Raw genomic sequence first — 25,828 nt, forward strand, 5'->3', positions numbered from 1 at the left:
TCATCAACCGCCAATGGTTCGACGCATCCCACCCTGCGGGCGGGACCGGCGCTCTACTCGCTGTCGCTCCCGGAGCCCCGTCTCCGCCGGGTCTCCGCCCTTACGGGTGACGATCACCCTGCGGGGAGCGTGAGGAGAGGTGGTGACCAAAAAATCTCTCTCTCTGAATTCCTAGTTGTGACGTGCGGGGATCCGAGCCCGTCAAGGATGAGCGGTTCCCCCAATTTTCACGCACCCTGCGCTGCGCTCCGGGCCCGAGAAAATCGGCTCCCCCGCTCCCCGCTTCGCGGCGTTAACCGGGATCCGACTGGCGCCGGCTTCCCGGTTAACGTCCCTGACCGGCACGACCGCCGCACGTCGAATGAGAAGCCTCATCGAATGGATGAGATTCCAAGGAGGCTATCATGCAGACCAGTTTCACCAACTTCGCCGACCTCGCCAGCCACATTGCCGCCGCGCGGGAAAACGAGGACCTGACCCAGACCTACGAAGGCGCTTTCATCGAGCATAGCGAGATGGCCAAGCTCAGCATCGTCGAGGCGCCGGAAGCGCTGGACATGCCCGACCCCGAGCAAGTCCGGGCCGCCGTCGAGATGATGATGCAGACGATGTTCGATGTGCTGCGCGACACGCGCATGGAGGCCTTCGCGACCGATCTCGCCTGGGGTTTCGCGAACAGCTTCCACGTCGTGGCGAAGCGGATCGAGGGCCGGGAGGACGACGCGGCCAAGAAGCTCGGCGACCTCGCCCGCGCCTACGACCCCTCCGAGATCTACGCGACCGAACTGGAGGACACGCAGCTCCTGTGTCAGACGCTGCAAGGTTGCCGGGAAGCGATGGAATGCATGCGCGACCACGCCGCCGAAGTATATCGCGTCGAAACCGGCAAGCCCTTCTCGCCGGTCCGGGGAAGCAGGGTGTCGAGCGCGCTCAACGCATCGATGATCGACGCCCGCGACTATCTCGCCTCACGCGCCCGCGAGCGCCGCGAACAGTTCGCGCCCGAAGGACCTGTGGTGGCCTTCTCGGGCGGTCAGGTCTGGGAAGACGGCGACCTGCTCTGGAAGGGTCTCGACAGCATCAAGGCGCGCATCCCGGAGATGATCCTCGCGACGACCGCGCAGGCCAAGGGGTGCGATGCCGTGGCGCACGCATGGGCCGCCTCGCGCGGCGTAAAGGTAATCCAGTTCCGCCTCGATCGCAGCCAGGGCAACCGCGCCGCCTTCGTCCGCAACGACCGCATCCTCAACCTCAAGCCGGTCGAAGCGGTCATCTGCGAAGGCTCGGGCATCCAGCAGAATCTCGCCCAGAAGCTGCGGCAGGCGGGTGTTCCGCTGCACATCGTCCGCCTCACCCAGCAGCGGGGCCAACGCGCCGCCTGAGGCGCTTGTCCGAGAGGCTCCGGCGTAAGCCGGGGCCTCTCTTCCTTTCTTGCGTCGACAAGCGGCGCTCAGGGGCATCGAGCCCCTTCGCGCCGCGAGACTGAGCGCCTGCGCGCTCGCTCCGGCATCCCGCCGCTGGCGGAAAAGGAGAGGGGGAGGATCGGCTGCGGTTCAACAAGGGAGGACGAGATGTCCATCACGTTCCGTATCGCGACGGCGGCCGATGACCAGCCGGGTCCGCGAGCCACCATCAACGCCCGGCAACTCGCCGCCTTCCGGACTTTCCTTCGCGAGGAAAGCGCCCGCTGCAGAGCCGTTCTGCTCGACCCCGACGCGCCCGAGGACGAGTATCTTTCCTATCACTTCGAAGCACGCGTCTGCCCACTCGCGCTGGCCGCGATCGCGAGGATTTTCGACTTCGACGCGAACGTCATCAGCGTCGTCGAAGAGGCCCAGTTCCGATGCCGCCGGGTCAGCGTATGGCGGGACGAGGGGGCAGCAACGATCGCCATGCGGGTCGCTCTCACCTCCGATCGGGGCCTCGAACTCGATCTCGCCTCGGGCAACGCCGCTGTCCTGCTTGAGAGCCTCGGACTGGCGCCGGACAGCATCGGCGAAATACCCATAGATGCCGTCCGCGTGCGGCTTGCCAACCCGGCCGTCCGGCGCCGTGCGGAGGAGGAGGGGATCACCCCGTATCTTGATCGGCTCGACCAGCTCATCGGCCTGGCCGACGCCGACGACACTTCGCGGCTGGAATGGGCATAGCCTCCGCCCGTTCCCGCCGCCGAAGGAGGGCGCGTCACCTCGCATGGCGCGCCCTTTTTTGCCGCTCAGGCTTGCGCCGAATTGCCGGGCGCGGGCTTCAGGAGGGCATCGATCGCGCGTTGCAGATGAAGCGACGCCTCGTCCTCGCCGATCGCGCCGAGATACTCGCGCGCCTGACGCATCAGCGCCAAGGCGAGCGCCCGTGTCACGCCCGGATCCTTCTCGTTGAGGTCCATATCGCATTCCGGAGCGCGACCATCATCGGAGCAACTTGGGCGCTCTCGCCAAGCAACTCCCGCGCTGGGGCGCGGGAGCCGGGGCTGGTAACACGTCGAGACATGCGCCTACGCTTTTAGTGCCGAGGCACCTGGACATATGCGCAGGCACCCCGGCGTGAAACCACACCGAGTTGCCTTTCTCGACGGGATTACCAGTCCCGGCGCCACGGCCTTCGCAGCGCAGCGCGGGAACTAACACAGACCATCCGCGACACCAAGGCACAGCGGCCATGCCCTACTGCCACTGCGACGGGCACCCCTGATCAGCCCTTGGGCGGGGTCGCGCGCCGGGCTCCTCTTCTCTCCCTCCGCCAAAACGGCGGCGTCTCGAACGAAAGGGCGCTCGAGCGCTCAATCCCCTCGCACCTGGAGCGCAACCATGACCGTATCCGCAACCCACGCTGCCGTCGCCGCCATCGCATCGATCGACCGCGAAACGGCACGGCTGCGGCGCCTCCTCAACCACCGAGAAACCTTTCTCTCCGGAATCGATCGCGCCGCCCTCACGACCGCCGAAAACGCCCGGATCGCGGAGCGGGAAGCGGCCCTGTCGCTGGAGCTTCGGCTCCGCGAGATTGAAGGGGACGCGCTCCTCTGGAGGCTGTTCCATGACGGCATGGAATAGCGAAGGCTGCCAGACGCAGGCTCGCTCGCGTGACGCGCGGACCCGCCGGTCCGCACGCCGCTACGCCTCGGCCTGGTCCTCCGACCGAGAGGAAACATCTCTCACAGTCTTCCCATTCTGTCGGCCGGGCGAGGCCGCCTCAAGGACGGCGGGGCCCCACCATTTTCTCCGGCGGATCGAGCGCAGCGCTCCCCCCTCGACACCGGTGGCCGCCGAAGAAAATCGTGACCCCCACCGCCGCTGCGCGGTCGCCGGCAAGCCGGCGATCCTTGACCCGACCTCACCCGCCCGACGCGCCTTCCCCTGTCATTCAAGACAGACAGGAGCATAGCCATGCAGACGATCACCAACACCGCCGCCGCCCACAACAACGCCTACTTCGCAGCGGTCGCCAACGCGGAACGCCGGGCGCTTCACAGCTTCTTCGATCAACATGTCATCGAGGACGAAGAGCAGGGGTATCTCGCCATCGACGAGGGCGATTACGGGAACCTGACGCCGGCGATGATCGACCGGATCGTCTACACCGCGCCGGGCGGGGTCCTCGACGAATTCTGAGACCGACAAAAAGGGGAGGCGCGCGCGTCGCCTCTCCCCTTTTTTTGCTGGAAGGAATACGGGCATAGGGGGCATCGAACCCCCTATGCCCGTGCCGCGGCGCTGCCGCGGCAGGCTGGGTTCAGGCCCTCAGCCGCTTTTCAACCTCGTCGATTCCGAGCGATTTTACCCGCTCGACGATCGCGGTCAGCCGCCTGATTTCAAGCTTCAGCAGGCCCGCTTTTTCCACCGCCGTTATGGCCTGCTCGCGCTCTCGCTCTTCGAGCTTTCGGCGCCGTTCCTCCAATCGCTGTGCATCCGCTTCGAACGCTGCGCGCTCCTGTTCCAGTGTCTTTGCCATAGGTGCCTCTGTTCAAGGCTGATCGGGCTATGAACAGTCCGACCATAGCGGGAGAGCCTCCGCCCCGGAAGGAGAAGAATGGTGCGGGGGCGCATCGGGCTTCACGCCCGATGACGGCTCTATTCGCTAGGGCTGCCGCACCCCGTTGGGGCCCGGCAACCCAACCTCACGGAGCCAAGGCAAGCGCCTTGTCTCCGCCCATTCGGGTGACGATCCTCGCCTGACCAAGGCGCCCGCTGGTGGCCCCTGACTTCGCGCGGGTCGATTCTCGCCGTTCCGCCTGCCGGCGGACCTCTGCCCAACCGGACCCGGCTACGGGCCATTTCCAACGACCTCCGGACAGGTCCGGGACCATATAGCGGTCTCTTGGGATATGCGCACACCCTACGCACCTGAAGGTGCAGGATTCCCGTGTTCCCTCAATAGCTTAGGGCGACCGGAGAGCGTGCCACGGCGTGGGACGTTCGCGAGGGAGTCTGTTTATCCCAAGCTTTCAGTGACTTAGCCGTGCCACGTGGTGCCACGCGCTCTGTGTTCCCCATTTCTCTTTGCCGCCCACCGCGCGATCGGTTATATCTCCACACGCTTTCTCAGGTCCCCACCAGCCTCTCTGCTAGGAGGCTGGTTTGTCCTCGACGACACGGCACTGCACGGTCCGGCTCGACCGCCAGCAGTATGATCGCATTCTGGCCCTCGCGACGGACCAGGAATGCAAGCCCTCCGAGATCATCCGGGCGGCAGTCGATGCCTATCTCGGCACGGCGAGCGTCATCACGTCCAGCCACCGCCGATTGGCGCGGATCAGCGAGTTCATGCAGCTCGCGCTCGACGTCATCATCAGCGAGCAATATCCCGAATTCCGCGAGCGGATCATCGCCAATGCGGACAAGCGCCTGGAGCAATACCATGGCGCGTAAGGACATCCGCACCGATGGCCGCGCCATACCCCTGACCCATCATTCGGCGCGGGGCAAAGTCCATCGCAACGCCGGCAATTTCACGCGCGGAAGCCAGCTTCTCACCCACGAGATGCTGATGTGGTTCTCGGGCGCGAAGCTGCCCTTCATCCTGTGGTTCTTCGCCTTCCTCGCGGCCTGGTTCATCATCTTATCGCTCAAGCTCGACGAGCACGGCTTCCAGCTCGTCTGCATGAAGCTCTACGCGATGCTTTGGGACTGGGTCGGACTGGACCCTGCCAAGCGGGTCAACGTCACCCTCCCCAACGGCGAAATCCACCGCACGATCATGGCGGTCGTGCAGTATATGCCCGAGGTCCAGAGGGCCTGGAGTGTGGCCGTGCGGGGCCTGCTCGGCGCCATCCTCGTCTCCGTCTTTCTCACGATCCCGCTGACCATCTGGTTCGTCGATATTTCGCGGCGTCGGGGCCGGTCGATCCTGCAGGAGCGACACGAGCGGGGCGCCATGCTAGTCGAGCGCGAACTGCTTCTCGCGGAGGTGTCCCAACACAACCAGGCGGCGTTCGAAAAGGAAGCCCGGGAGTGCCTGCCCGACCTCTCGCCGCGGCAGGTGCTGCAACTGCCCTTTGCGGCGCGCAAGGCCGCCGGGATCCACCATCCCTACATACTCGCCGGCATCCCGTTCCCGCACCGGATGGAACAGTCGCACACGATGCTGGTCGGCACCACCGGGTCGGGCAAGACGACCGAGCTGCGCAGCCTCGTCAAGCAGATGCGCGAGCGTCAGGACAGCGCCGTCATCTTTGATCTCACCGGTGCCTATGTCGAGGCATTCTATGACCCCGAGCGCGATACGATCCTCAATCCGATGGACCGGCGCTGCCCGGCATGGTCGATCTTTTCGGACTGCTGCACCCACAGTGAGTTTACCGCCGCCGCTGCGGCCCTGATCCCGTCGGACGGCGGCTCCTCAGAACCGTTCTGGGCGCTCGCGGCGCGAACTCTCTTCATCGAAATGTGCGTCCGCCTGCAGGAGCGTGGTGAGACCACCAATCTCGCGCTGTCGGAACATCTGATGACGGCCGATCTAAAGCGCGTTCACCGCTACCTTCAGAACACCATCGCCGACCCTCTGACGGCCCCGGAAGCCGCCCGCATGGCGGAGTCGATCCGCGCCGTCTTCAACACGAACGCGCAGGTCCTCCGCTTCCTGCCAGACGAGGGTCCGCGCTTCTCGATCCGCGAATGGATCACGGGTGAGAAGAAGCCAGGCTCCATCCTTTTCATCACCTCAAATTACGTCGACATGCCGATGAACCGGGCGCTGCTGACGCTCTGGATGGACCTCGCCATCAACCGGCTCATGACCATGCCGCGCACGCGGTCGCTGCGCACCTGGTTCATGTTCGACGAGCTCGGCGCACTTCACCGGCTGCCAGCCATCGAGAATGGCCTTCAGACGGCCCGCGCCTTCGGCGGCGCAATGATCCTCGGCATCCACAGCTTCGAAAAGCTGGTCGAGGTCTATGGCGAGCAGGGCGCCCGCAATCTCGCCTCGCTTGCCCGCTCCAAGCTCATCCTCGCGACCGCCGATCTCGACACCGCCGAGCAGTGCGCCCGCTATATCGGCAACCGCGAAGTCCGCCAGATGGATGAGGCCTACAGCTACGGCTACAACAACACGCGCGACGCCTCGACGCTGACTCCGCGCAAGCAGGTCGAACCGCTCGTGATCGCCGACGACATCACGAACCTGCCCTCGATGCATGGCTTCGTGAAGTTCCCCGACGGCTTCCCGGCCGCTCGGATCAAGCTCGTCTGGAAGGACTATCCCCAGGTCGCGGACGGCTTCCTGCCCCGCCCCGACATGAAGCCGGTGCGATCGAAGCGCGGAGAGGAAGTGTTCGACGGAGAAGGGGGTGGTGAAGCCGGTGGGCGTGATGGTGCCGGCCAGGTGATCCAGGAGGTGGTAGAGCCGGTCAACGTGGCGAAGGAAATGGCCGCGCGCATCCTGTCTGCCGAGGTCGATGCGGAGAAGGAATCGACCAGCAAGGCGGTTCACGAAAACAACGCCGACCGCGACGGACAGGCACCCCGTCAACATGCGGCCGACATCGCACAGACTGCGCGCGCGGCAGCAGAGCAGGAGGCAGCGCAGGCCCGAGAACGTGATGATCGAAAGGACGGTCGCAGCCATCACAGCGCGCCGCGGGTCGAGGATCAGACGATCGTCGAGCTACGCCAGGATTTCTCCGCCGGCCGCGAGCCTGACGGCATGGACATGGGGATCTAGCCAGTGCTCTCGGTCGCCTCCGTCCGTTCCGCCTCCGGCGCCGCCGGCTACTTCGCCAAGGACGACTATTACACCGTCGACGACAGCTCGGAGGTCAGTGCCTGGGGCGGCGAGGGCGCCTCCGACCTGGGCTTGTCCGGCGAGGTGGCGAAGGATGCCTTCGAAGGCATCCTGAACGGTATTCTGCCGAGCGGGGAGGGCGTGGCACAGGTCGAGAACCGGCGATCGGGCGTCGACCTCACCTTCTCGGCTCCGAAGTCGGTGTCGCTGCTCGCCTATGTCACCGGCGACAAGCGGATCCTCGGCGAGAACGGCGCCAACATGAAGGCGGTCGCGCGGGCGATGGCCTGGGTCGAGAAGAACCTCGCCGAAGGGCGCAAGGACGTGGAAGGGCGCAAGGTTCCGGTGCAGACCGGCAACCTCGTCTTCGCCTTGTTCCAGCATGACACGAGCCGCGCCCTCGATCCTCAGGCGCACGTCCACGCAGTAATCGCCAACCTGACCAAGATGCCCGACGGCAAATGGCAGGCGCTCCATGCCGACAAGATCTGGAGCAACAACACGGTGATCGGCTCGATCTACCACGCCTTCCTGCGCGAGGAGATGGAGAAGCTGGGCTACAGGCTAGAGCTCAAGGGCAAGCACGGGACGTTCGAGGTAGCCGGTGTCCCCAAGGCGGTGCTGGAGGCGTTCAGCCAGCGCCGCGAAGCCATTCTCGAGAAGGCGGCCGAGCTCGGCATTACCTCTCCCAAAGGGCGCGACAGCGTCACCACCAATACGCGCGATCCCAAGCTGAATGTTGAGGACCGCGACGGCCTCCGACGCGAGTGGATCGAGAAGGCGGCGGCCCTCGGCTTCGATGGCAAGGCCCTGCTCGAGGCGGCGCTTGCAAGATCCGAACAGCGCGAGCCGGGAAGCGCTCTCGAGCGCGGCTATCGCGCCGTCTCCGAGGCGCTTACGAACGCCTGGGAAAAGCTTGGCGACGTCCTCAAGCCGCACGATCCTCTCGTCGATCGGGGCCTGGCTCGGGTGACCCACTCGCCGGCAGAAGCTCGTGCGCAGCTGGCTGTTGCGTCCGCCGTGCGCATGCTTTCCGAGCGTGAAGCCGCCTTCAACGTCAACCAGCTCGGCAAGACCGCTCTGGATCTCGGTCTGAAGGGCGTCACGGTCGACCATGTCGAGCGGCGGATCGCTCAGCTTGTGGAACGCGGCCAGCTGATCGCGGGCGAGGCGCGCGTGGGCGACACCCGGCCCCGCATGGTGACCACGCAGGAGGCCCTCAGGACCGAGGAGCGCATTCTCAAGGCGGTGGAGCAGGGGAAGGGCGCTTCCACTCCGATGATTGCGGCCAGCGAGGCTCCCGAGCGCTTGCAGGCACATGCGGATCGCGAGCTCAACGCCGGGCAGCTCGCCGCCGCCACACTGATTGTCTCTTCGGAGGACCGGACGGTGGTGGTGCAGGGCATAGCCGGCGCCGGCAAGTCGACCATGCTGCAGTCCGTCGCGCGGGTCGCCGAGGCGGAGGGGCGGGCCGTCACGGGCCTCGCCTTCCAGAACAAGATGGTGGCGGACCTCGCAGAGGGCGCCGGAATCAAGTCCCAGACCATCGCCTCCTTCATTCTTGCCAACGAGCGGCACGTCACGAACCGGCAGGGCGACGCCTATGAGCAGGCGCGGGCCGTGTTCGGCGGCCAGATGCTCGTCGTCGACGAGACCTCGATGGTGTCGAGCGACGACATGCTGAAGCTCCATCAAATCTCGGCCGCGCTGGGCGTCGACAAACTCGTTCTCGTTGGCGACCGGCAGCAGCTCTCCTCGATCGATGCCGGAAAGTCGTTCGCGCTCATCCAGGCCGGCGGGGGAACCATGGCGCGCATGGACGAGAACATCCGCCAGCGCACCGATCAGCTGCGCACCGTCGCGGCCCTGGCCAATGTCGGCGAAGCGGGCAAGGCCATGAAGGTGCTTGGCGACAGCGTCATCGAGCACAATAGCCCGGCCTTGCACGCAGCCGAAATGTGGCTCGGACTCTCGAGCGCCGATCGGGAGTCGACGGCGGTGTTCGCGTCGGGCCGCGCCTCGCGCGCGATCATCAATCAACGCATTCAGGACGGGCTTGCGGCCGAGAAGACCGTGCGCGGCGAGGGGATTCACCTCACCGTCTACGAGCGGGTGAATACCACGCGCGAGGAGTTGCGGTACGCATCCACCTACCGGCCCGGACAAACCCTCGAGGTAGGCAGGGGAGGCGGTCAGGACGTCGGCCTCGCCGCCGGCCGCTACGACGTCGACAAGGTCCACCCCAACGGCAAGGTCGATCTTCTCGACGGTCGCCGGCGCATCCGGTTCGACCCACAGAAACTCTCGCCAACCGAGAAGCGCGACCGCCTTCAGCTCAGCGAGAAGAAAGATCTTCATCTGCGCGAAGGCGATCGCATTCGCTGGACCGCCAACGACAAGGGGAGGGGGCTCCACAACGCCGCCCTCGCACGCGTCCTCACCATCGATGCGAGCGGCGTCACCGTCGAAACCGCGAGCAAGGAGCGGCTGACGCTGGACCTGGGCGATCCGATGCTGTCGCGGCTCGACCTCGCTTACTCGCTGAACATGCACATGGCGCAGGGCATCACCACCGACAAGGCGATCACCGTCATGTCGAGCCAGGAGCGCAACCTGTCCAACCAGCGCCTGTTCAACGTCGGCGTCACCCGCGTTCGCGACGAAATGACGATGGTGGTGGACGATAAAGCGAAGCTCGAGCGCCAGCTCGACAACAACCCCGGAAACAAGACCTCGGCGCTCGAAACGGTGGGTCGGCTCGACGTCGACCGGGAACGCGGCACGGGCACCAGCCCGCGCGAAAAATTCGATCCCGGCCCTGTCGATCTGTCGGACTTGCCGCCTTTGCCAGGCGACCCGCCGCTTCCGACTGCCGGGAAGGGCCAGGCTGCGTCTGCACCGGGCGATCCCCTCAAATCACCGCCCGAGCTCAAGCCCGACCGCAGCGACGTGCTGCCGCCGCTGCCGGAACGCAGCCTGGGGCTCGATCTGTGACGACCGACCGGCCGGACCGCCGGATTGAAGGAGACGACGATGAGTGGATGGGATTTCGACGACGTCGGCAAGTTCGGCAGCGACAAGGCAGCCGAGGACTTCGCCAAGCGCAACAATGTGGATCCCCGCGACATCCGAACCCGCGACAAGGGCGATGGCGTTGAACTGGAGATCCGGCGCTCCAGTCTGGACCGGCGTGGGCTCAAGGACAGCGGCGAGGGGCGCCGCGACGGCTGGTAACCGGCAGACCGGCGCGGCCCCGGTTGTTGGCCGCGCCTTCCATTCCGAGGGGTGACGCAATGACACAACTGTTCGGATCGCCAATCGCGACCGTATTTCTTATCGTCTGCGCGGTCATTATACTTGCGCTGGTGAAAAGCGCGGCGGCACCGAGTGGACCGCCCGCGCCGGTGGCCAAGCGCTTTCTTACCGACCGCGAGCTGGCCATGCTCGCGGCGATCGAGCGCGCCCTGCCCGCACACCGCATCCACGCGCAGGTGGCAATGGGGGCTCTCCTGCAGGTTCCACGTCGGCTCGGGCGCAAGGTGTCCCCCGCTGATCGAAACAGCTTCTCGCAGAAGATCATCGACTTCGTAGTGCAGGACCGGGAGACTGGAACGATCGTCGCCTTGATCGAGGTCGACGACTATACCCATAACGCCGCGACCGACGCAAAGCGTGATGCGATGACATCGGGCGCTGGCTACACGACGATCCGCATCGCGGCAAAGACCAAGCCGACGCTGGCGAATGTCCGTGAGGCGCTCGCACCGTTGCTTCATTCGGATCGATCTGCGGGCGCGATCGCGGATCGGGGGGCGAACCATGCTTGAGACCCAGATCATACTGGCGATCTACGCCGCATCGCCGCTGTACCTCAGGGGTGATCTCGCCAGCCCGGCATGGGTGCGCCTACCGAGCATTCTAAAGCTTCCTGCCGGCCTTCGGCGGGACGTCCGCATCGGGACTATCGCCGGCCTCGCCCTCCTCGTCTGGGTGGAACTGGCCAGTCACTCGTCGGCGCTCGGAAGGGCCGAGTGCGCGGCGTGGTTGGCGGTGCTTGTCGAGTGCCCCGCCTTTCTGAAGATCGCGATGCACCGCGACCAAGGCGTCTACTATCAATCCAGCGTCGAAGGGGCTGCGTAGTGGCGATCGACGACCGCGACTATACGCGCGAGCGGTATCGCCAGCGGCAGAAGGTTGATCCCGGCAAGCTCCGCTGGGGCTTCGGCAAGGCAGCGAGGGACGCAAACGCGCCGAAGACGAAGTCAACGCCGCTTGGCAGCGCTTCGTTGAATCGACGGAAAATCTCGCGACGACTTCACGCCGCCATGGTCCAGCGCTGGCAACCGCGGCCACCACTCGGGGGGAGAACGGAACCCGTAATGGAACAGTGCGACCTCTTCGGCGAACCGCCGCCTCAATCCCAAGCGGAAGAAGTGACCAAGGTGCCCCTCTCCCCGCTCGCCGCGCCCTGCGCTTTCAGGAACCGATCGAACAAATCCTGCCAACGCCTCGCTCGCGATCCGATCAGGCTGGACGGGCGCACGCTGCACTATCACGGCCGGCTTCTCCTCCACTGTCCCTTGGTATGCTTCAATGGCGCCTCGGCCGAGGAAACCCGGGTCTATGCCGAGGCAGCAGAATGACGGCCAGCAGCCCTGTCCGGTTAACCGGCGTGGTGGACATGACGCCACGTGGGCTGATGCTGATCGAGGGAGACGGGATGCGCTGGCGGCTCGTTGGGGACGTGATCGCCGGACACCTGATCGGTAAGTCGGTCACCGTCGAGGGAATGATCATCGGGGCGGCCATCACGGCCTATTATCTGGCACCGGCGCCGGAGACTTCGCCATGCTGATCCGGGCGACCGCATTCCCATACCGTCGACCGGGGTGCCCGCATTGCGGCCATCTGATCAATCACTGGCCGCGCGACAGCAATCTCGAGAGCTGCCAGCTCTGCCTGCGCCCGATGATCCTCCTTCGACGGCCTACGGACTGGAACGGGCCGAAGCGGCTGCGCGGGCTGCTCGACATCGGATTTGCACTGTACGGCCTGCTCACGATCGGGCTCGTTGCGGTCTTCATCGTCACCGGGCTGTCACCTCACGGCTTTGCCAAGGCAATCTCGGTTCTGCTCTTCATCATCGGCACCGTATTGGCGACCGACGGCGTGCTCGGGCTCCGCTCCGGAATGGACAGGACGGGCAAGCGGCTTCGCGTGGGGCGATCGGCACGCGTCGTTGCCGGCGGGAAGCTCGCTGCGGGCGCGGCGGCGATCCTGCTTTTGTGCATCGGTCTCACCCTCTGAGTAAGGTGGTGCACGAGAGCTTGCGGCGCTTTGCACCAAAGTGGATGTTATCCGCCCGCGCTCAAAGCGGCGGCATCATCCATGACCGTGTCCGGATCGCCGAAGCGATAGGACGCCAATTCTTCGCAATCGCTCCTGCTGAGAGGACTCTTGCTGTAGGTGCCTCGAGCCCAGCTGCTTGTTGTGGTGTGCCTTTCCCCTAACCGCAGCATCTCGTCGTGCGGTGCGACGTACCAGACACCGCGGTCGGGGAACGCGATCCAGATGTCTCGGCCGATATATTTCTTATCGATGGTCCACCGGCCTTTGAGCTGCACCAGCTTGGTATCGCCAGTCGCCTCGTTCAACAGGATCAGGTCGATGCCATTGTCATAGACCGGCAGATAGGCGTTGTAGCCTTGATTGAGTGCGACGGTGACGAGCGCATTGCGGTTCACCACTTCGACAGCATCGCTGGTTAGCTTCATCATCCCTCCTGATACCGTTCGCCCACATGGTCCCGTGCTTTGTGGCAGCTATAACCAAGCCGATACCGGCGACTTCTGCGACGGCGCCTGCTGCACGGTAGAATATCGCAAAAAGCTGATTCAAGGTCTCTGCAATCAGGGGTAGTCATGCTCCGCTACCCGGGGGTGCCTATGCCGATCGTACAGAGATATTTTGAGTTGCGTGATGTGCTGCCGCTGCAAGGGCGGCCATGGATACCGCTCCGCCACGATGCCGATGTCGTGATCGACCCACCTGAGGCCGGTATCGTCGAGCTGCGGGAATATACGGGCATCGCCACTGCCGCGATCTTCGACACCCATCGATCAGAGGGCGACAAGGTCGTCTGGAGCGACTTGGGGGTCGGCGCACACCGGGGCGGCATGGAACCGTGGGGCTATCGCGCTTCCGACCTGTTCTATGGCAGGTCCACTCAGCCGATCGGTTCCAATCTCGTGATCGACCAGTATCTCGAGGACGAACACCTTCACATCTGGCACCTGCATCCCGACCTGGTCGTGGCCCTCCGCCTTCTACGTGAAGGTGATTGCTGGTTTCGACCGGAGGAGGGCTGGGCCGAGGTCGCGCGATTGAAACGAGATGCTGAGGACCGCCCGATCCTGCTTGAGATTAGGCCGGAGTTCCTTGGTGACTACCTCAGCGCCCGCGGCATGGCCCTGTATTGTTCGAGCTATCACCAGCGGACCGCCACCACCATCGACAAGCCTGTCTACAGCTGGCCAGGCGACGCTTTCGCCGAAGTCAGGGGCAGGGACGAGCGGGAGGGTCGAACCGGACCGGGGCGCTGGCCGACCCCCAGTGATCAGTACCGCACGATGGGCGCCATGTGGCGAACGGAATGGGTCCAGCCAAGCGGGCTGAGTACACGCATCCGGGGCGACAAGGATCCCCATACCACGAGCTTCATACTGGAGAGTGACGGCACCCGCAGGTCGGGCGATGGTCTGGCTGGGGTGTCGACATGGTTATATTTCGATCCCACCGTCGTCTCCACCTTGATGCGCCATCGCGGCGCGAGCCTGCATTGGTACAGCGCGGAAACCGGAGGCCTGGGCGCCAGCACCGGTGTCCACTTCGGGGTCAACCGGCTCGGCCTGATCACGGTCTTCGCAAAAGACATCGGAGCACTCGATCCTTGGGAGCAGCGGCTGTGGAGCGCTCATAACGTAACGCCCGACGGCGGCGTGGCAGAGGAGTTGTTCGCCGCTCAGATGGATGTGACACCGGCCAGTACGATCGCACCAGAATCGCAGCTGGCCGCGGCGCTTGCGGAGATCGACGCGGCTTTCAGCGGCAAATATGGCGTCCCGCTCCTCCGCGACGACCAGGCCGTGCCTCGGCTGTTGCGCCGCGCGCACCGCTTCCAGGCGGCTGAAGCAGACGGTTTGCTGGAGCTAGCCAAGGAGGTCACTCGCCTTTTCATGGAGCGGGTCGACGTCGATGCCGTCCTTGCGCCTCTCAACCTGCCCAAACCCAAGGATGGTCGGAAGCCGGGTTCGAATAAGGCGCTGGAGAAACTCCTCGGCAGTCTAATCCCTGGGAACGACGCGAGCACGATGATGGCGCCGCTCTTCGGGATCTACGATCTTCGGCTCGCCGACGCACATCTTGGTTCGAGCAACATCGCCAGCGGCAAGGAGCGGGCAGGGGTCGATGATACCGCGCCAGCAGCGATGCAAGGCCGTCAGCTGCTGGATACCTTCGTGGCTACGCTTCGCCAGATATCGGCGGCGATCGCCTAATCGGGAAGCATATCGACGATGGTCACTTCAGCAATTTTCGATCGCTCGACCCGGAAACGGCCGATCTTGCCACGAGCTGATCGATAACGCTGACCGGCAACGCTCAGCCTTCATGTCATTTATGAGCCTTTGGATGGGCTTCAACGGCTGGATGGAATCGGTGACCGGCGCGGACCATGACGCGGCCATGATCACCGCGATTGCCGAAAACCGGCGAGCTACCGATGCCTATGAAGAGCTGATGCAGGATGACGATTTTCAACGACGCGTGATGGCCTTCTCGCAATTATGGCCGGTGCTCAACGTCCGGGACGTGCGGCAGAAGCTCGGTCGTGATGCCTTCTGGGCGCAGGACCGCGACGAGCTTTTCGACCGCCGTCGACGCGTGGGCGTCCGGATGCAACCAGTGGGCTGGACAGACGGAGATGTCCCAACCTGGCCGCAGCTCTTACGGACCATATATTGCGTTCGCTGCAACCTGTTTCACGGTGCGAAATCGCCCCAGCACGGTCGCGATCGTGACTTGGTGCGGCGATCCGGTCGTATCCTGCGGATGTTCATCGAGCGTGGTCGCTGTTTCGAGTGGACGGACTAGGGCTGCCGCCGAGCCGATGCGCGGTCTGAAAAGGTCGTCCTCGGACGGGAGCTCGACACGATCGAACTCTTGACCCAAAGACAAGGATGGCAGAACATAAGGGGAACGCTCCGAGTCTTTGTTTTTATGCCTGCCGTCGATTCCCGCCTTGCGAACATAGCCCAGCTTCGCTCCATCGCGACACCCATCGCCGAGTACCGGACGATGCCCTTCGGGGTGCCCGAGCTTGACCAGCGGCTTGCCAGCGGGGGCTTGAGAGCGGGAGCGCTCCATGAGGCGACCGCGCATTCATGCTCGCTCGTTGACGATGCGGCGGTGACCCTGTTTTTGTGCGGTATAGCCGCTCGGGAAGCTGCAATCAGCGCAGGACCGGTCCTTTGGGCAAGCTGTCGCAGCGATCTGTACGCCCCGGCGTTGTCTCAGGCGGGGTTGTCCTCAGCTGCCGTCATTCACGCCCAGCCGCGCGATGATGCTGAGTTGCTCGCGGTGGTCGAAGATGCGATCCGAGACGGTACGCCTGCTGCCATCGTTGCCGAGGCTGAGAAGGTCTCGATGGTCGCCTCCCGCCGCCTTCAGCTTGCTGCAGCTGATGCCGACCTCCCGGTCCTGCTCCTGCGACGGCGGCGGCGCCGTGATCACGATCCGTTTGGCGAGCCATCGGCTGCCTGGACTCGCTGGCGGATCGCGAGCGCCCCTTCGGAGAGGCTCGGCGTCGCCGGTGTAGGACGGCCACGCTGGACGGTCGAACTCGCGCGCCAACGAGGTGGCGAGGCTTTTTCCCTGATCGTGGAGGGCAGCGATGAGACGGGTCGTCTCCGCGTTCCTGCCGCACTTGGCCATCGAACGGCTGAGACGGCAGGAACGGTCCGCCACGCGGCCGCCTAGTCGGCCGAGCCTCCAGCCACCCGTCGACGACGATCCCGGCGCTTGCTCCGTCCCGCGCGGGGGCGGCTGGCGGCCGGGCGCCCGGTGGGCCCGCAGCGGAATGCTCACGCGCGCGGACGTTGAGGCACAGATCGCGACCTTGCCACGGCATGCGCAGCCGCCTGCCCGCGAGCTGGGCCGTCGTTCGGAGGCCGCTCAGCATCCATTCAAAGCGCCGCCAGCGGCGAAACCGCAACAGACCGCACCTGTCGCGGAGGCGGTCGCTACCCCGCTGGCTCTCTTCGGGAAGGTTGGGCGACGAGAAGAGATCGTCGCGGCGTGCGCTGGCGCGCAAGCGCTCGGAATCCATGTCGGCATGGCCGCCACGCACGCGCGTGCGCTTGTGTCGGACCTGGACCTTCGTCCTGCCGAGCCGGAGGCCGATGCGGCGCTGCTCGATCGGCTCGCGCTTTTTGCAATTAGGCGATGGTCGCCGATCGCAGCGGTGTCGCCCCCCGATGGCCTGTGGATCGACCTCACCGGGTGCGAGCATCTCCATGGCGGCGAGTACCAGTTCTGTCAGAGACTGCTCGTCTTTTGCCGACGGGCGGGATTTACCGCTCGCGTGGCCGTCGCCGATACCCCCGGTGCGGCTCACGCAATCGCCCGGTTTGGCGCCGACGATCTCGCCTGCGTGACGCCGGGTACCACCACGGTCGCGCTCTCCTCGCTGCCGATCGCAGCACTCAGGCTCGACCCAACGGCGCTCAGTGCAGCGCGGCGCTTCGGCTTCGAGAGAGTAGCTGATCTCCTGCCGGTGGCGCGCGGTCCCCTGGCGCGGCGACTAGGCTTGCCGGCCATCACCCGGCTCGATCAGGCGCTTGGCTCGACTGCGGAGCCGATCACTCCGCGCGACGATCCATCCATCCCTGTGGTGGAGCGCCGCCTTCTGGAGCCGATCGGCACCGCCGAAGCGATCGAGCAGGTCATGGGCGATCTCCTGCGGGATCTCGGGGAGCTGCTGCAGGGGCGGGGGCTTGGCGTCCGCTCGCTCCGCCTTGCCGGCCTGCGGGTCGATGGCAGCGAACAGATCGTGGGCATCGGCACTTCGCGGCCGACACGCGAGGTGCCGCATCTTCTTCGACTGCTGAAGCTGCGCATCGAGCGCATCGACCCAGGCCTGGGTATCGAGCAGTTCTGGCTGGCAGCGCCCCACACGGAGCCTCTCGACGCGATTGATCTAGGGGCGGTGCTCGCAGGAGACACGCTCGTCCGCGACCCAGCTCGCTTGGTGGATGTGGTCGCTGGCCGTATCGGCAGCGGCTCGGTTTTTCGGATCGCTCCCGTTGAAAGTCATGTTCCGGAACGCGCGGTAGCACGCACGAACCCTGTCCATATTCCAGGCGACTGGCCCAAATGGCAGCGTCCGGTTCGACTGTTCGCTCGACCAGAGCCGCTATGGGGCGTCGTAGCACTCCTCCCCGATCAGCCGCCCCGCCGCTTCGAATGGCGCGGCACAGCTCACCGGGTCGTCGCCGGCGACGGACCCGAACGTGTCCATGGCGAATGGTGGCGGCGCGATGCGGAGGTCTGGGCCGTCAGGGACTATTATCGGGTCGAGGACGAAGATGGCGGCCGGTACTGGCTGTTCCGGCGCGGCGATGGGATGGACGACAACACTGGCGACCTTAGCTGGTGGATCCACGGCGTTTTCGCATGAGCGCCTATGTCGAGCTTCAGGTGCTGACGCACTTTTCCTTGCTGCGCGGCGCATCGAGCCCGGAGGAGCTATTTTCAGCCGCAGCCCTGCTCGGCTACCCCGCCCTCGGGATAGGTGACATCGGCACCGTAGGAGGCGTCGTGCGCGCCTGGGAGGCGCAGAAAGCGACCGGGGTGCGATCGATAGCGGGCACACGCGTCGATCTCTCCTGCGGTCGTCGCCTCATCCTCTATCCGACCGATAGACCAGCGTGGTCGCGCGTCACCAGGCTTTTGACCGTCGGGAAGAAGCGAGCGGGAAAGGGCGGGTGCCTCCTTCATTGGCATGACCTGCAGCCGTGGTCAGAGGGCGTCATCGCGATCCTCCTGCCGCAAGAGGCTGACGCTGAGAATCTGAGCAGCCTTGCCGACTTGAAAGCCATTTACGGTCGCCGGGCCTATATGGCGCTGTTTCAGCGTCGCCGTCCCGACGACGCGGTACGGATTGACGCGCTTGCCCGTCAGGCGGGCGGTGCCGGCGTCCGTGCCGTCGTGACCGGCGACGTCCTCTATCATGCGCCTGAGGCTCGCCTCCTGCAGGATGTGCTGACTGCGGTCCGCGAGAAGTGCACTGTCGACGAGCTCGGCTACCGGCGGGAGGTGAATGCCGACCGAGCGCTCAAATCACCCGACGAAATGGCCCGGCGTTTTCGCGCCTACCCCGATGCGCTGCAGGCCAGCGTCGACATTGCCCGCGCTTGCACCTTCAGTCTGGATGAACTCGCTTACCAATACCCGCACGAGCGGGTGGTCGAGGGTCTTACGGCGCAAGAAGCCCTTGAGCAGATGGCGAATGACGCGGTTGACCGGCTGTTCGATGGCGATGTGCCGCAATCTTACCGCAGCCAGATCGACCACGAACTGCGGCTGATCCGTGAACTAGGTTACGCTCCCTACTTTCTAACCGTCCACGCGATCGTGCGTGAAGCGCGCCGTCGCGGCATTCTCTGCCAGGGACGCGGGTCTGCGGCGAACAGCTGCGTGTGCTTCGTGCTGGGCATCACGTCGATCGACCCGATCAAGCACGAGTTGCTCTTCGAGCGCTTCGTATCGGGCGAGCGCCGCGAGCCGCCGGACATTGACGTCGATTTCGAGCATGAGCGCCGTGAAGAAATTATCCAGTGGATCTACGAAACCTACGGCCGTGACCGTTCCGCGCTGACAGCCGTCGTTACCCGCTATCGCGCGCGCGGAGCGGTGCGCGATGTCGGCAAGGCGATGGGCCTGCCCGAAGATCTGACCGCCTCGCTTGCAGGCCTGGTCTGGGGCTGGTCGGCCGAAGGGGTCGGCGAAAAGCAGGTTGAAGAACTCAATTTGGATCTCGGAGATCGCCGGCTGCGCCTGACGCTCAATCTCGCGCGCAAGCTGATTGGTACGCCGCGCCATATGTCCCAGCATCCCGGCGGCTTCGTCCTCACGCATGACCGTCTCGACGACCTGGTACCGATCGAACCGGCCGCGATGGACGACCGGCAGATTATTGAATGGGACAAGGATGACATCGACGCCCTGAAATTCATGAAGGTCGACGTCCTCGGCTTGGGGATGCTTGGCTGCATGAACCGCGCCTTCAACCTTCTCGAGGAAGCGAAAGGTTGCCAGATCGGCCTTGCGGACCTGCAGGATGATGACCCTGCGGTGTTCGCTATGATCCAGAAGGCCGATACGCTTGGGACCTTTCAGATCGAAAGCCGCGCGCAGATGTCAATGCTGCCGCGGATGAAGCCGCAGCGCTTCTACGATCTCGTCATACAGGTCGCGATCGTCCGGCCAGGGCCGATTCAGGGGGACATGGTGCATCCCTACCTTCGGCGGCGCGAGGGTTTGGAGAAGCCGGAATATCCCCGGCCCGAGCTGCGTGCGGTGCTGGAAAAAACGCTGGGGGTTCCGCTCTTTCAGGAACAGGCGATGAAGGTCGCTATCGTCGGCGCAGGCTTCACGGCCGCCGAGGCGGACGCTTTGCGGCGGGCTATGGCGACCTTCAAATTTACCGGCGGGGTCTCGCATTTCTCGGAGAAGCTGATCGAGGGGATGGTGGCGCGCGATTATCCGCGCGAATTTGCCGAGCGCACCTTCCGCCAGCTCGAAGGCTTCGGCTCCTACGGCTTTCCGGAGAGCCACGCCGCCTCCTTCGCGAAGATCGCCTATGCCTCGGCCTGGATGAAGCATCATCACCCTGACGTCTTTTGCGCCAGCCTGATGAACGCCCAGCCGATGGGCTTCTATGCGCCCGCGCAGATCGTTCGCGACGCACGCGATCACGGTGTGGAGGTCCGTCCGCCCTGCATCAACGCGAGCCGGTGGGACTGTACGCTGGAGCCCACGAACGGCCGCTATCTCGCGGTGCGGCTTGGACTGCGCCAGGTCCGCGGTCTTTCGAACGCAGACGGTGCGGCAATAGTCGGCGCGCGCTCGACCGCTCTGTTCGATTCTGTCGAGGACGTGTGGCGCCGATCACGGGTCCAGCGGGCGGCTATCGAGAAGCTGGCAGACGCCGACGCCTACCACGCGTTCGGCGCCGATCGTCGCCAAGGGCTCTGGAAGGTGAAGGGCCTCGGCGAGGCACCTTTGCCGCTATTTGCGGCCGCTGACCGCGAAGCGCAGACCGTGAGCGCCGAGGGCCTCGAGCCGGCCGTCACCCTGCGGCCGCTAACGGATGGTCGCGAGGTGATCGAAGATTACCGCTCGCTCCAATTGTCACTGCGCGCCCATCCTCTCACATTCGTCCGCGACGAACTGGCGCGGCGAGGCGTGACCCGTTGCGCGGATCTCGCGAGCATCCGAGACGGTCGCCATGTCGAGGTCGCCGGCATCATCCTTGTTCGACAAAAACCTGGTTCGGCAAAGGGCGTCCTCTTCATCACGATTGAAGATGAGACAGGCATCGCGAATGGCATACTCTGGCCGGACCGGTTCGAGGCGCAGCGCCGAACCGTCATGTCGGCATCGATGATCGGCATGAAGGGCAGGGTCCAGAAAGAAGGCGAGGTAATCCACGTCATCTGCGATCGGATCATCGATCACGGGGATCTGCTTCACCGAGTGGGCGAGCTGTCATTCCCGCACCGGACCGGTCGAGCCGATGGAGCTCGCCATGCCGGCGCCCCCGACCGCGGAGACAAGGGTTGGAAGCCCGAGCCACGCAACTGCTATTGGCCGCCTCACGCTGACGGCATGGATCCAAAGGAGGTCGTGCGGTTCAAGTCACACGATTTCCGCTGAGCTATGAGTGCCCTTCCGCGCCACCAGCGCGTCGTCATCGCCCTTTCCGTCCATATCCTTCGCTCCGCGACCGCACGATCCTCCGACACTCGCGTCGACGTCGTCGAGGTACGTTTGGCCTTGCGCTGCCTGCTTCAACACTGCCCGGAGCGCTGGCCTCTGGAGAATTTCTGGGACGCGGCAGCCCAGGCCAATGACATCGGTCGCTCGCAGGGTGTGACCGCTGCCTTCAATGGAATCGTCCGCCAATTGCGCCAAGCGGGACGCTACGATGAGGTGTCACCGCTCTGAAATAGTGGCCCCAAGTCGTTCCAGCCGGAAACACTTTGCCGGTTCCCGGAAAAGTCTTTCCAACCACGTGGGGGGCGCTCCCCACCACGCATGCGGTGCACGCATGCGCTCAGAATAAGCCACGGGATGCATCACCGGCCAGCGGCGATCCGGGCGCGGGTTAGAGCGTGGAGGAGATCGAGCATCTGGTGCAGCCGGGCGTCGCCTTCCTCGCTGGACCATGGCTCGACGAGATTGCCATGCATCACCGAGTTGCGAATCTCGTACCAAGTCTGCACGTGCGCCGCCTCCAGCGTGCCCGCCTTGCCGAGTTGGCGCATGAAGGCGACGACGCTGCGCTTGCTCACCATCCCAAGGTTGGAGAGCATTCGGCCGCGCAAGGCGGGGTCGTCCTTCCACGCCTCGATCTGCTTTTTCATTGACGCAAGAAGTTCATCGGAGAATTCTGGCCGTCTGTCGTCCTCGGTCATCAACTCGTTCGCCAGTGCCTCAGCCGCGCCGGCGAGCGTCAGCGTGAGCACCCAGCGCGAACCGAGCTGGGCTTCGGCGAGCTCATCGTAATAACGTGTCAGCGGATTCGCTTCGAAAGATCCGACCTTGACGATGAACGTAAGAATGTCGGCGTAGAGCTTCCAAAAGGCTTCCGCCCGTCCGTGTTCGATCGCGAAGGGCTGCAGCAAGCCGATCGCAGACGGCTCCCGATGGCGCGGCGATGGCCGCAGCCACACATGCGCAGTGCCGTCACCGAGGTTGCGCGCGACCATGCGCGGATAGACCGGCACGCCGAGCAGGATACGCAGCGGCTCTGTCAGCCAATTCTCCAAGAACGGATGAGAGAGAACCCCGCCCGCGTCGGCAGTGATCCACAACGCCTGGCCTGACGGCTCATACGAAAAGGTGATGCTAGTCCCGAGGACCTCAATCACGTGTTGGCCCGGCCCGCGGCTCGCCAAGATACGGCGCTCGCCGATGAATGCCGTGGTTGTCAGCGGCTCGCTCATCGGCAGGTCGATTGGCGGCACGAGCAACAGCTCGACATTGCTCCGCTTCGATACCCAGTAGCCTTTAGCCAGCGCGTGCAGTGCGTCGATTTCGCCGCTCAGCGGCCACCCGTTATTGTGGTCGGCGAAGAAGTCCACCTGGGTATAGCCGCCCACCCATTCGACCCCGCGATAGTCCGTCGCAAACAAGCGGAGGAGGTCACGGGCGTCATACGGCTGCGACTTCTGCCGGTTGAACACCTCCAGTGCCTGCCGCAAATCTACCGAAGGCGCCGCATGCATATAGAACCGCATCTTGGTCGTGCTGACGATTTCGATGCGACCCGAACCCTTGAAGATCGCGCCTTCCTCGTCGCGCCCGAACAACGTCATTTGCGGGCACTCGATCGTTCGCGGCAGACCCGACAACATCTGTCGCCAGCTGTCGAGTGTATGGAGATCACGCTCGCTGGTTTCTTGGAGCGCGGCGGTCTCGGCCGGCTCCTCAACACGTAGCGCGTTGGCTATCCAATTGCGTAAGTTGTTTAAGAGCCGCATCCTCATCACCCTCTAGCCGCGCCCCGCCGTCAAAAATCCGTACCGCTCGCGGCACTTTACCTCGCTCGGTGAAGTGCCACGAGCGGTTAAAGTCTTTGTGGCCCTCCTGTGCGGGATTCACTTTGCCGGCACTCTGTGCTTGTAATGTTCCATGTTTCAGCCCGATCTCTTTTCCCTTGAGGACTGTGCTCGGCCGGTGAAAGCCGGAGAGCCTACGCGCCCGCTTGACCTACCGGCCATTCTGGAGCGGCTGACGATCGTATGCGAGCGACCGCGTTACAGCTTCATGGTGCTCAACTTGATCGCCCAGGCGAGTGCTCAGACGGGATCGGCGGGACCGTACATCCGCGAGGGTGACCGCCGGATTCCCGTCCGGGATTGGCTATGCGACGCACTGGTTCCCGTCGCTCAGCGCGACCCCCGTCGTCTCGCGATCGCAGACAAGGTGCGACAAGACCTTGAGGCTAAGTGTGCCCTTCCGGTCGATCCGGTGGCGGCAAACAGGATCGTCGACGCTCAGGTTCGCAAGCGGGTTCGTCAGTCCGGCCGCACAAATGTCAGCCGCGCCGTTTCCGAGTTGGTTCGCGCCGGCTTCGTCAGGCGGCATTATCAGGGCTACCGGGTGGATCACCAAAATCGGGGCGCCCAGCGGCAAGCGGTTTACACGATCACCGAGGAAGCACGTCGGGCACTTCACGCCGGTCGGTGAAACACCCTCAATTACGGTTAAGGCCCAGCTCCCGGCTTTGTAGCTTCGCTTTCCAAAGCTGCTCTGCAGCGATGATCTCCTCGACGGTGGCGCTTGATCCGCTCACTTCGAGAATGCTGGCCTGATAGTCGCTCGGGTCGCGACTTTTCAGACCCAGATTGCCGCCATGGCCATCTCGGATGTAGGTGAGCCAGCGGCCGAAGAAACCGCTCTCGCCTGTGGCCGAACCAACATATTGCTCGCGCGTGCGCGGGCAGGTCAGAAGGTAAACGCCCCGCGCCGCGGTAAGCGCGGCGATCCAGCCCTTTGGCAGTGCTTCCAGCGACGAGAGGTTGCCGATGAACCGCACATAACCTGGGAACGCTTCCTCCTGAAACGTGCGGCTCAATTCGAGTATAGCCTTCGCCTGGCTACCGGCACGCTGGATCCAACTCCGGGTTCCTGCGCCCCAGTCGATGGTCAAACGGCCGCTCATGTCCTCCAACGCGAATACGGAGGTTTGCGCATAGAGATCGAGCGGCCGGGTGCCGCCTTCGGTTGCGAGCTTGTGACGCAGCGGGTCGACAATGTCGTCGGGCGCACTCCCGATGAGCGAGATTTCGTAAAGTCCCACGAACAGGGTGGCTGCCGCGGGCGTCACGACGAAGCTCGCCCAATATCTTGCGGAAAGACGAGCGCGGTTCTGGCTCGTCTGAAGGCTTTGATACACGAGGAAGCCCGCCCGATCGTCGCGCCAGAGCGAATAAGGCGTCCGGCCCGCAGAATGCGTTTGATGCCGCAGGAGACGAACGGAATCAGGGCTTATGCCCGCTTCGTCGAGGACCGCGTTGAAAGTCAGCGCCATATGTTCATAGTCTGCTTCTTGCCGGAATCTGCGGATGCTTGTGGAGCAGGGTGGTGGCGGCTTCAATGAGCCGATGCCGACGGCTCCGACCGACGGACAAAAAGATGAGCCTTGCGACCTACCGCCTGTCCGATGACCTCGCGCGACGACGAATGCTCTATCCCTCGACGATCATCTCAGCGCCAAGCGTTCTCTTGGTCGATGTGGTCTGCCTTGGAAAACCTGGTCCAATTCTGAAGAGAGCCCTGCGGGGCGTGAGAATTGGAGATTGGTATGGGACGTCAGCGGTTTACGCCGGAGCAGATCATTGCGAAGCTGCGTGAGGTGGATGTGTTGGTTGGGCGGGGATCGACAGCGCTCGAGGCTTGCCGGCAGGTCGGCATCTCGGAGCAGACGCTGTATCGGTGGCGCAAGGAATACGGCGGCCTGAAGGTAGATCAGGCGCGACGGATGAAGGATCTGGAACGTGAGAACGCCCGACTGAAGAAGCTGGTGGCCGATCTCGCTTTGGACAAGGCGATCCTGCAAGAGGCGTCGAAGCTGACTTTTTGAGCCCCTCCCGTCGCCGTGAAGCGATCGAGCAGGTCCGTCGTGTGCTGCCGGTATCGGAGCGGCGGACCTGTCAGGTTCTCGGTCAGCATCGCTCGACGCAGCGTCACCGTCCGAAGGACGATGCCGACGAGCAGCGGCTGACGGCGGACATCGTCGCGCTGGCAAAGGATTATGGCCGCTACGGCTACCGCCGCATCCATGCGCTGCTGGGTCATGCCGGCTGGCAGGTCAGCCTGTCTGTGGTGGAGCGCATCTGGCGGCGGGAGGGTCTCAAGGTGCCGAAGCGGCAACCGAAGCGCCGTCGCCTCTGGCTGGGCGACGGATCATGCATCCGCCTTCGCCCGCAACACCGCGGGCATGTCTGGTCTTACGACTTCGTCGAGGATCAGACGCACAATGGGCGCAAGTTCCGGATGCTCAACATCATCGACGAGTTCAGCCGAGAATGCCTGGCGATGGTGCCGTTGCGCCGGTTCCGGTCAAACGACGTCATCGACATACTGGCCGATCTGTTCATCGAGCATGGGCCGCCCGAGCATATCAGATCCGATAACGTCCTATGTCGGGAAGCAGCGGCGGGTTTTGGCCAGCAGATATCCATGCGCCGACAACCGTCGGCGCGGCATGCAATCTGAGCCAGATGGCTCCCACCGTCAACGGGATCGCTCCCTGCCATAG

General features: G+C 64.4%; 25 protein-coding genes and 1 pseudogene. 21 read left to right on the forward strand and 5 right to left on the reverse strand.

From position 1 onward, the window contains the following. Window positions 1–404 precede the first annotated feature (404 nt). Window positions 405–1,382 (forward strand): DUF2493 domain-containing protein, encoded by a 978-nt coding sequence (locus tag CA234_RS19040; RefSeq protein ID WP_037448183.1) that lies wholly within the window; start codon window positions 405–407, stop codon window positions 1,380–1,382. Between the two features lie 189 nt (window positions 1,383–1,571). After that, window positions 1,572–2,150, forward strand: coding sequence for a hypothetical protein (locus tag CA234_RS19045; protein WP_037448180.1), 579 nt, complete (start codon window positions 1,572–1,574; stop codon window positions 2,148–2,150). A gap of 65 nt (window positions 2,151–2,215) precedes the next feature. Here the strand turns inward: CA234_RS19045 and CA234_RS24455 are convergent, their stop codons facing one another. Further along, complete coding sequence (locus CA234_RS24455) at window positions 2,216–2,386, reverse strand: hypothetical protein (RefSeq protein ID WP_164521873.1); 171 nt, start codon at window positions 2,384–2,386, stop codon at window positions 2,216–2,218. A 421-nt stretch (window positions 2,387–2,807) separates the two neighbouring features. Here CA234_RS24455 and CA234_RS19050 point away from each other — a divergent pair, with 421 nt between their 5' ends. Together CA234_RS19050 and CA234_RS19055 are read left to right on the forward strand one after the other, a co-directional pair. Beyond that, on the forward strand, window positions 2,808–3,053 hold the full coding sequence (locus CA234_RS19050; RefSeq protein ID WP_037448177.1) for a hypothetical protein: 246 nt from the start codon (window positions 2,808–2,810) through the stop codon (window positions 3,051–3,053). 333 nt (window positions 3,054–3,386) lie between these two features. Further along, a complete protein-coding gene (locus CA234_RS19055; RefSeq protein WP_037448174.1) occupies window positions 3,387–3,611 on the forward strand; it encodes a hypothetical protein in 225 nt (74 codons plus the stop codon). 121 nt (window positions 3,612–3,732) lie between these two features. On the opposite strand, the gene CA234_RS19060 is transcribed toward CA234_RS19055, so the two are convergent. Then, complete coding sequence (locus tag CA234_RS19060) at window positions 3,733–3,951, reverse strand: hypothetical protein (protein ID WP_037448170.1); 219 nt, start codon at window positions 3,949–3,951, stop codon at window positions 3,733–3,735. Between the two features lie 626 nt (window positions 3,952–4,577). Here CA234_RS19060 and CA234_RS19065 point away from each other — a divergent pair. Genes CA234_RS19065 through CA234_RS19105 form a run of 9 tightly spaced genes read left to right on the forward strand, consistent with a single transcriptional unit; the run spans window position 4,578 to window position 12,528 of the window. Then, entirely contained in the window at window positions 4,578–4,868 is a 291-nt protein-coding gene (locus CA234_RS19065; protein WP_010339736.1) for a hypothetical protein, read from the forward strand. Beyond that, the gene (locus tag CA234_RS19070) at window positions 4,858–7,161 is read left to right on the forward strand and encodes a type IV secretion system DNA-binding domain-containing protein (RefSeq protein WP_046408780.1); all 2,304 of its coding nucleotides are present in this window, start codon (window positions 4,858–4,860) and stop codon (window positions 7,159–7,161) included. The genes CA234_RS19065 and CA234_RS19070 overlap by 11 nt, the downstream gene beginning before the upstream one ends. Before the next feature lie 3 nt (window positions 7,162–7,164). After that, window positions 7,165–10,215 (forward strand): MobF family relaxase, encoded by a 3,051-nt coding sequence (gene mobF / locus CA234_RS19075; protein WP_126002489.1) that lies wholly within the window; start codon window positions 7,165–7,167, stop codon window positions 10,213–10,215. 39 nt (window positions 10,216–10,254) lie between these two features. After that, window positions 10,255–10,455, forward strand: a complete 201-nt coding sequence (locus CA234_RS19080; RefSeq protein ID WP_046408815.1) for a hypothetical protein — start codon at window positions 10,255–10,257, stop codon at window positions 10,453–10,455. A 59-nt stretch (window positions 10,456–10,514) separates the two neighbouring features. Further along, window positions 10,515–11,048 (forward strand): DUF2726 domain-containing protein, encoded by a 534-nt coding sequence (locus tag CA234_RS19085; RefSeq protein ID WP_126002490.1) that lies wholly within the window; start codon window positions 10,515–10,517, stop codon window positions 11,046–11,048. Next, window positions 11,041–11,361 (forward strand): hypothetical protein, encoded by a 321-nt coding sequence (locus CA234_RS19090; RefSeq protein WP_126002491.1) that lies wholly within the window; start codon window positions 11,041–11,043, stop codon window positions 11,359–11,361. Before CA234_RS19085 ends, CA234_RS19090 begins: the two co-directional genes overlap by 8 nt. Beyond that, entirely contained in the window at window positions 11,361–11,864 is a 504-nt protein-coding gene (locus tag CA234_RS19095) for a hypothetical protein (protein WP_046408775.1), read from the forward strand. The genes CA234_RS19090 and CA234_RS19095 overlap by 1 nt, the downstream gene beginning before the upstream one ends. Then, the gene (locus CA234_RS19100) at window positions 11,861–12,076 is read left to right on the forward strand and encodes a DUF5818 domain-containing protein (RefSeq protein WP_126002492.1); all 216 of its coding nucleotides are present in this window, start codon (window positions 11,861–11,863) and stop codon (window positions 12,074–12,076) included. Before CA234_RS19095 ends, CA234_RS19100 begins: the two co-directional genes overlap by 4 nt. After that, window positions 12,070–12,528: a hypothetical protein gene (locus tag CA234_RS19105; RefSeq protein ID WP_126002493.1), complete on the forward strand. Its 459-nt coding sequence runs from the start codon at window positions 12,070–12,072 to the stop codon at window positions 12,526–12,528. The genes CA234_RS19100 and CA234_RS19105 overlap by 7 nt, the downstream gene beginning before the upstream one ends. A 47-nt stretch (window positions 12,529–12,575) precedes the next feature. Here the strand turns inward: CA234_RS19105 and CA234_RS19110 are convergent, their stop codons facing one another. Further along, window positions 12,576–12,998, reverse strand: coding sequence for a hypothetical protein (locus CA234_RS19110; RefSeq protein ID WP_052742500.1), 423 nt, complete (start codon window positions 12,996–12,998; stop codon window positions 12,576–12,578). 168 nt (window positions 12,999–13,166) lie between these two features. On the opposite strand from CA234_RS19110, the gene CA234_RS19115 reads away from it, so the two are divergent. The 6 genes from CA234_RS19115 to CA234_RS19140 all read left to right on the forward strand — a co-directional run bounded on the left by CA234_RS19115 (window position 13,167) and on the right by CA234_RS19140 (window position 21,507). Further along, entirely contained in the window at window positions 13,167–14,777 is a 1,611-nt protein-coding gene (locus tag CA234_RS19115; protein WP_046408812.1) for a hypothetical protein, read from the forward strand. Between the two features lie 112 nt (window positions 14,778–14,889). Then, entirely contained in the window at window positions 14,890–15,372 is a 483-nt protein-coding gene (locus CA234_RS19120) for a hypothetical protein (RefSeq protein WP_206431245.1), read from the forward strand. A gap of 126 nt (window positions 15,373–15,498) precedes the next feature. Then, entirely contained in the window at window positions 15,499–16,257 is a 759-nt protein-coding gene (locus CA234_RS25040) for a protein ImuA (RefSeq protein ID WP_241213583.1), read from the forward strand. A 100-nt stretch (window positions 16,258–16,357) separates the two neighbouring features. Next, window positions 16,358–17,956 (forward strand): DNA polymerase Y family protein, encoded by a 1,599-nt coding sequence (locus tag CA234_RS19130; protein ID WP_205499277.1) that lies wholly within the window; start codon window positions 16,358–16,360, stop codon window positions 17,954–17,956. After that, window positions 17,953–21,216, forward strand: a complete 3,264-nt coding sequence (locus CA234_RS19135) for an error-prone DNA polymerase (protein WP_126002495.1) — start codon at window positions 17,953–17,955, stop codon at window positions 21,214–21,216. Before CA234_RS19130 ends, CA234_RS19135 begins: the two co-directional genes overlap by 4 nt. 3 nt (window positions 21,217–21,219) lie before the next feature. Next, window positions 21,220–21,507, forward strand: a complete 288-nt coding sequence (locus tag CA234_RS19140; protein ID WP_046408766.1) for a hypothetical protein — start codon at window positions 21,220–21,222, stop codon at window positions 21,505–21,507. Between the two features lie 131 nt (window positions 21,508–21,638). Here the strand turns inward: CA234_RS19140 and CA234_RS19145 are convergent, their stop codons facing one another. Then, a complete protein-coding gene (locus tag CA234_RS19145) occupies window positions 21,639–23,045 on the reverse strand; it encodes a hypothetical protein (RefSeq protein ID WP_205499285.1) in 1,407 nt (468 codons plus the stop codon). A gap of 151 nt (window positions 23,046–23,196) precedes the next feature. Here CA234_RS19145 and CA234_RS19150 point away from each other — a divergent pair, with 151 nt between their 5' ends. Next, entirely contained in the window at window positions 23,197–23,754 is a 558-nt protein-coding gene (locus tag CA234_RS19150) for a hypothetical protein (protein ID WP_046408764.1), read from the forward strand. A 7-nt stretch (window positions 23,755–23,761) separates the two neighbouring features. Here CA234_RS19150 and CA234_RS19155 read toward each other — a convergent pair whose 3' ends face one another. After that, the gene (locus CA234_RS19155; RefSeq protein WP_046408763.1) at window positions 23,762–24,598 is read right to left on the reverse strand and encodes a GIY-YIG nuclease family protein; all 837 of its coding nucleotides are present in this window, start codon (window positions 24,596–24,598) and stop codon (window positions 23,762–23,764) included. A gap of 273 nt (window positions 24,599–24,871) precedes the next feature. Between CA234_RS19155 and CA234_RS25045 the strand changes: the two are divergent. Then, window positions 24,872–25,704 (forward strand): annotated as a pseudogene (locus tag CA234_RS25045) (IS3 family transposase); the annotation flags it as partial. Between the last annotated feature and the right edge of the window lie 124 nt (window positions 25,705–25,828).

This window comes from Sphingomonas sp. ABOLE, assembly GCF_003950455.1.
In the GTDB taxonomy this organism is placed as follows: Bacteria; Pseudomonadota; Alphaproteobacteria; order Sphingomonadales; family Sphingomonadaceae; genus Sphingomonas; species Sphingomonas trueperi.

Coding starts and splice junctions, on each gene's coding strand:
- CA234_RS19040 (WP_037448183.1), top strand. CDS start 405: ATGCAGACCAGTTTCACCAACTTCGCCGACCTCGCCAGCCACATTGCC.
- CA234_RS19045 (WP_037448180.1), top strand. CDS start 1,572: ATGTCCATCACGTTCCGTATCGCGACGGCGGCCGATGACCAGCCGGGT.
- CA234_RS24455 (WP_164521873.1), bottom strand. CDS start 2,386: ATGGACCTCAACGAGAAGGATCCGGGCGTGACACGGGCGCTCGCCTTG.
- CA234_RS19050 (WP_037448177.1), top strand. CDS start 2,808: ATGACCGTATCCGCAACCCACGCTGCCGTCGCCGCCATCGCATCGATC.
- CA234_RS19055 (WP_037448174.1), top strand. CDS start 3,387: ATGCAGACGATCACCAACACCGCCGCCGCCCACAACAACGCCTACTTC.
- CA234_RS19060 (WP_037448170.1), bottom strand. CDS start 3,951: ATGGCAAAGACACTGGAACAGGAGCGCGCAGCGTTCGAAGCGGATGCA.
- CA234_RS19070 (WP_046408780.1), top strand. CDS start 4,858: ATGGCGCGTAAGGACATCCGCACCGATGGCCGCGCCATACCCCTGACC.
- CA234_RS19080 (WP_046408815.1), top strand. CDS start 10,255: ATGAGTGGATGGGATTTCGACGACGTCGGCAAGTTCGGCAGCGACAAG.
- CA234_RS19085 (WP_126002490.1), top strand. CDS start 10,515: ATGACACAACTGTTCGGATCGCCAATCGCGACCGTATTTCTTATCGTC.
- CA234_RS19090 (WP_126002491.1), top strand. CDS start 11,041: ATGCTTGAGACCCAGATCATACTGGCGATCTACGCCGCATCGCCGCTG.
- CA234_RS19100 (WP_126002492.1), top strand. CDS start 11,861: ATGACGGCCAGCAGCCCTGTCCGGTTAACCGGCGTGGTGGACATGACG.
- CA234_RS19105 (WP_126002493.1), top strand. CDS start 12,070: ATGCTGATCCGGGCGACCGCATTCCCATACCGTCGACCGGGGTGCCCG.
- CA234_RS19110 (WP_052742500.1), bottom strand. CDS start 12,998: ATGATGAAGCTAACCAGCGATGCTGTCGAAGTGGTGAACCGCAATGCG.
- CA234_RS19115 (WP_046408812.1), top strand. CDS start 13,167: ATGCCGATCGTACAGAGATATTTTGAGTTGCGTGATGTGCTGCCGCTG.
- CA234_RS19120 (WP_206431245.1), top strand. CDS start 14,890: ATGTCATTTATGAGCCTTTGGATGGGCTTCAACGGCTGGATGGAATCG.
- CA234_RS25040 (WP_241213583.1), top strand. CDS start 15,499: ATGCCTGCCGTCGATTCCCGCCTTGCGAACATAGCCCAGCTTCGCTCC.
- CA234_RS19130 (WP_205499277.1), top strand. CDS start 16,358: ATGCTCACGCGCGCGGACGTTGAGGCACAGATCGCGACCTTGCCACGG.
- CA234_RS19135 (WP_126002495.1), top strand. CDS start 17,953: ATGAGCGCCTATGTCGAGCTTCAGGTGCTGACGCACTTTTCCTTGCTG.
- CA234_RS19140 (WP_046408766.1), top strand. CDS start 21,220: ATGAGTGCCCTTCCGCGCCACCAGCGCGTCGTCATCGCCCTTTCCGTC.
- CA234_RS19145 (WP_205499285.1), bottom strand. CDS start 23,045: ATGCGGCTCTTAAACAACTTACGCAATTGGATAGCCAACGCGCTACGT.
- CA234_RS19150 (WP_046408764.1), top strand. CDS start 23,197: ATGTTTCAGCCCGATCTCTTTTCCCTTGAGGACTGTGCTCGGCCGGTG.
- CA234_RS19155 (WP_046408763.1), bottom strand. CDS start 24,598: ATGGCGCTGACTTTCAACGCGGTCCTCGACGAAGCGGGCATAAGCCCT.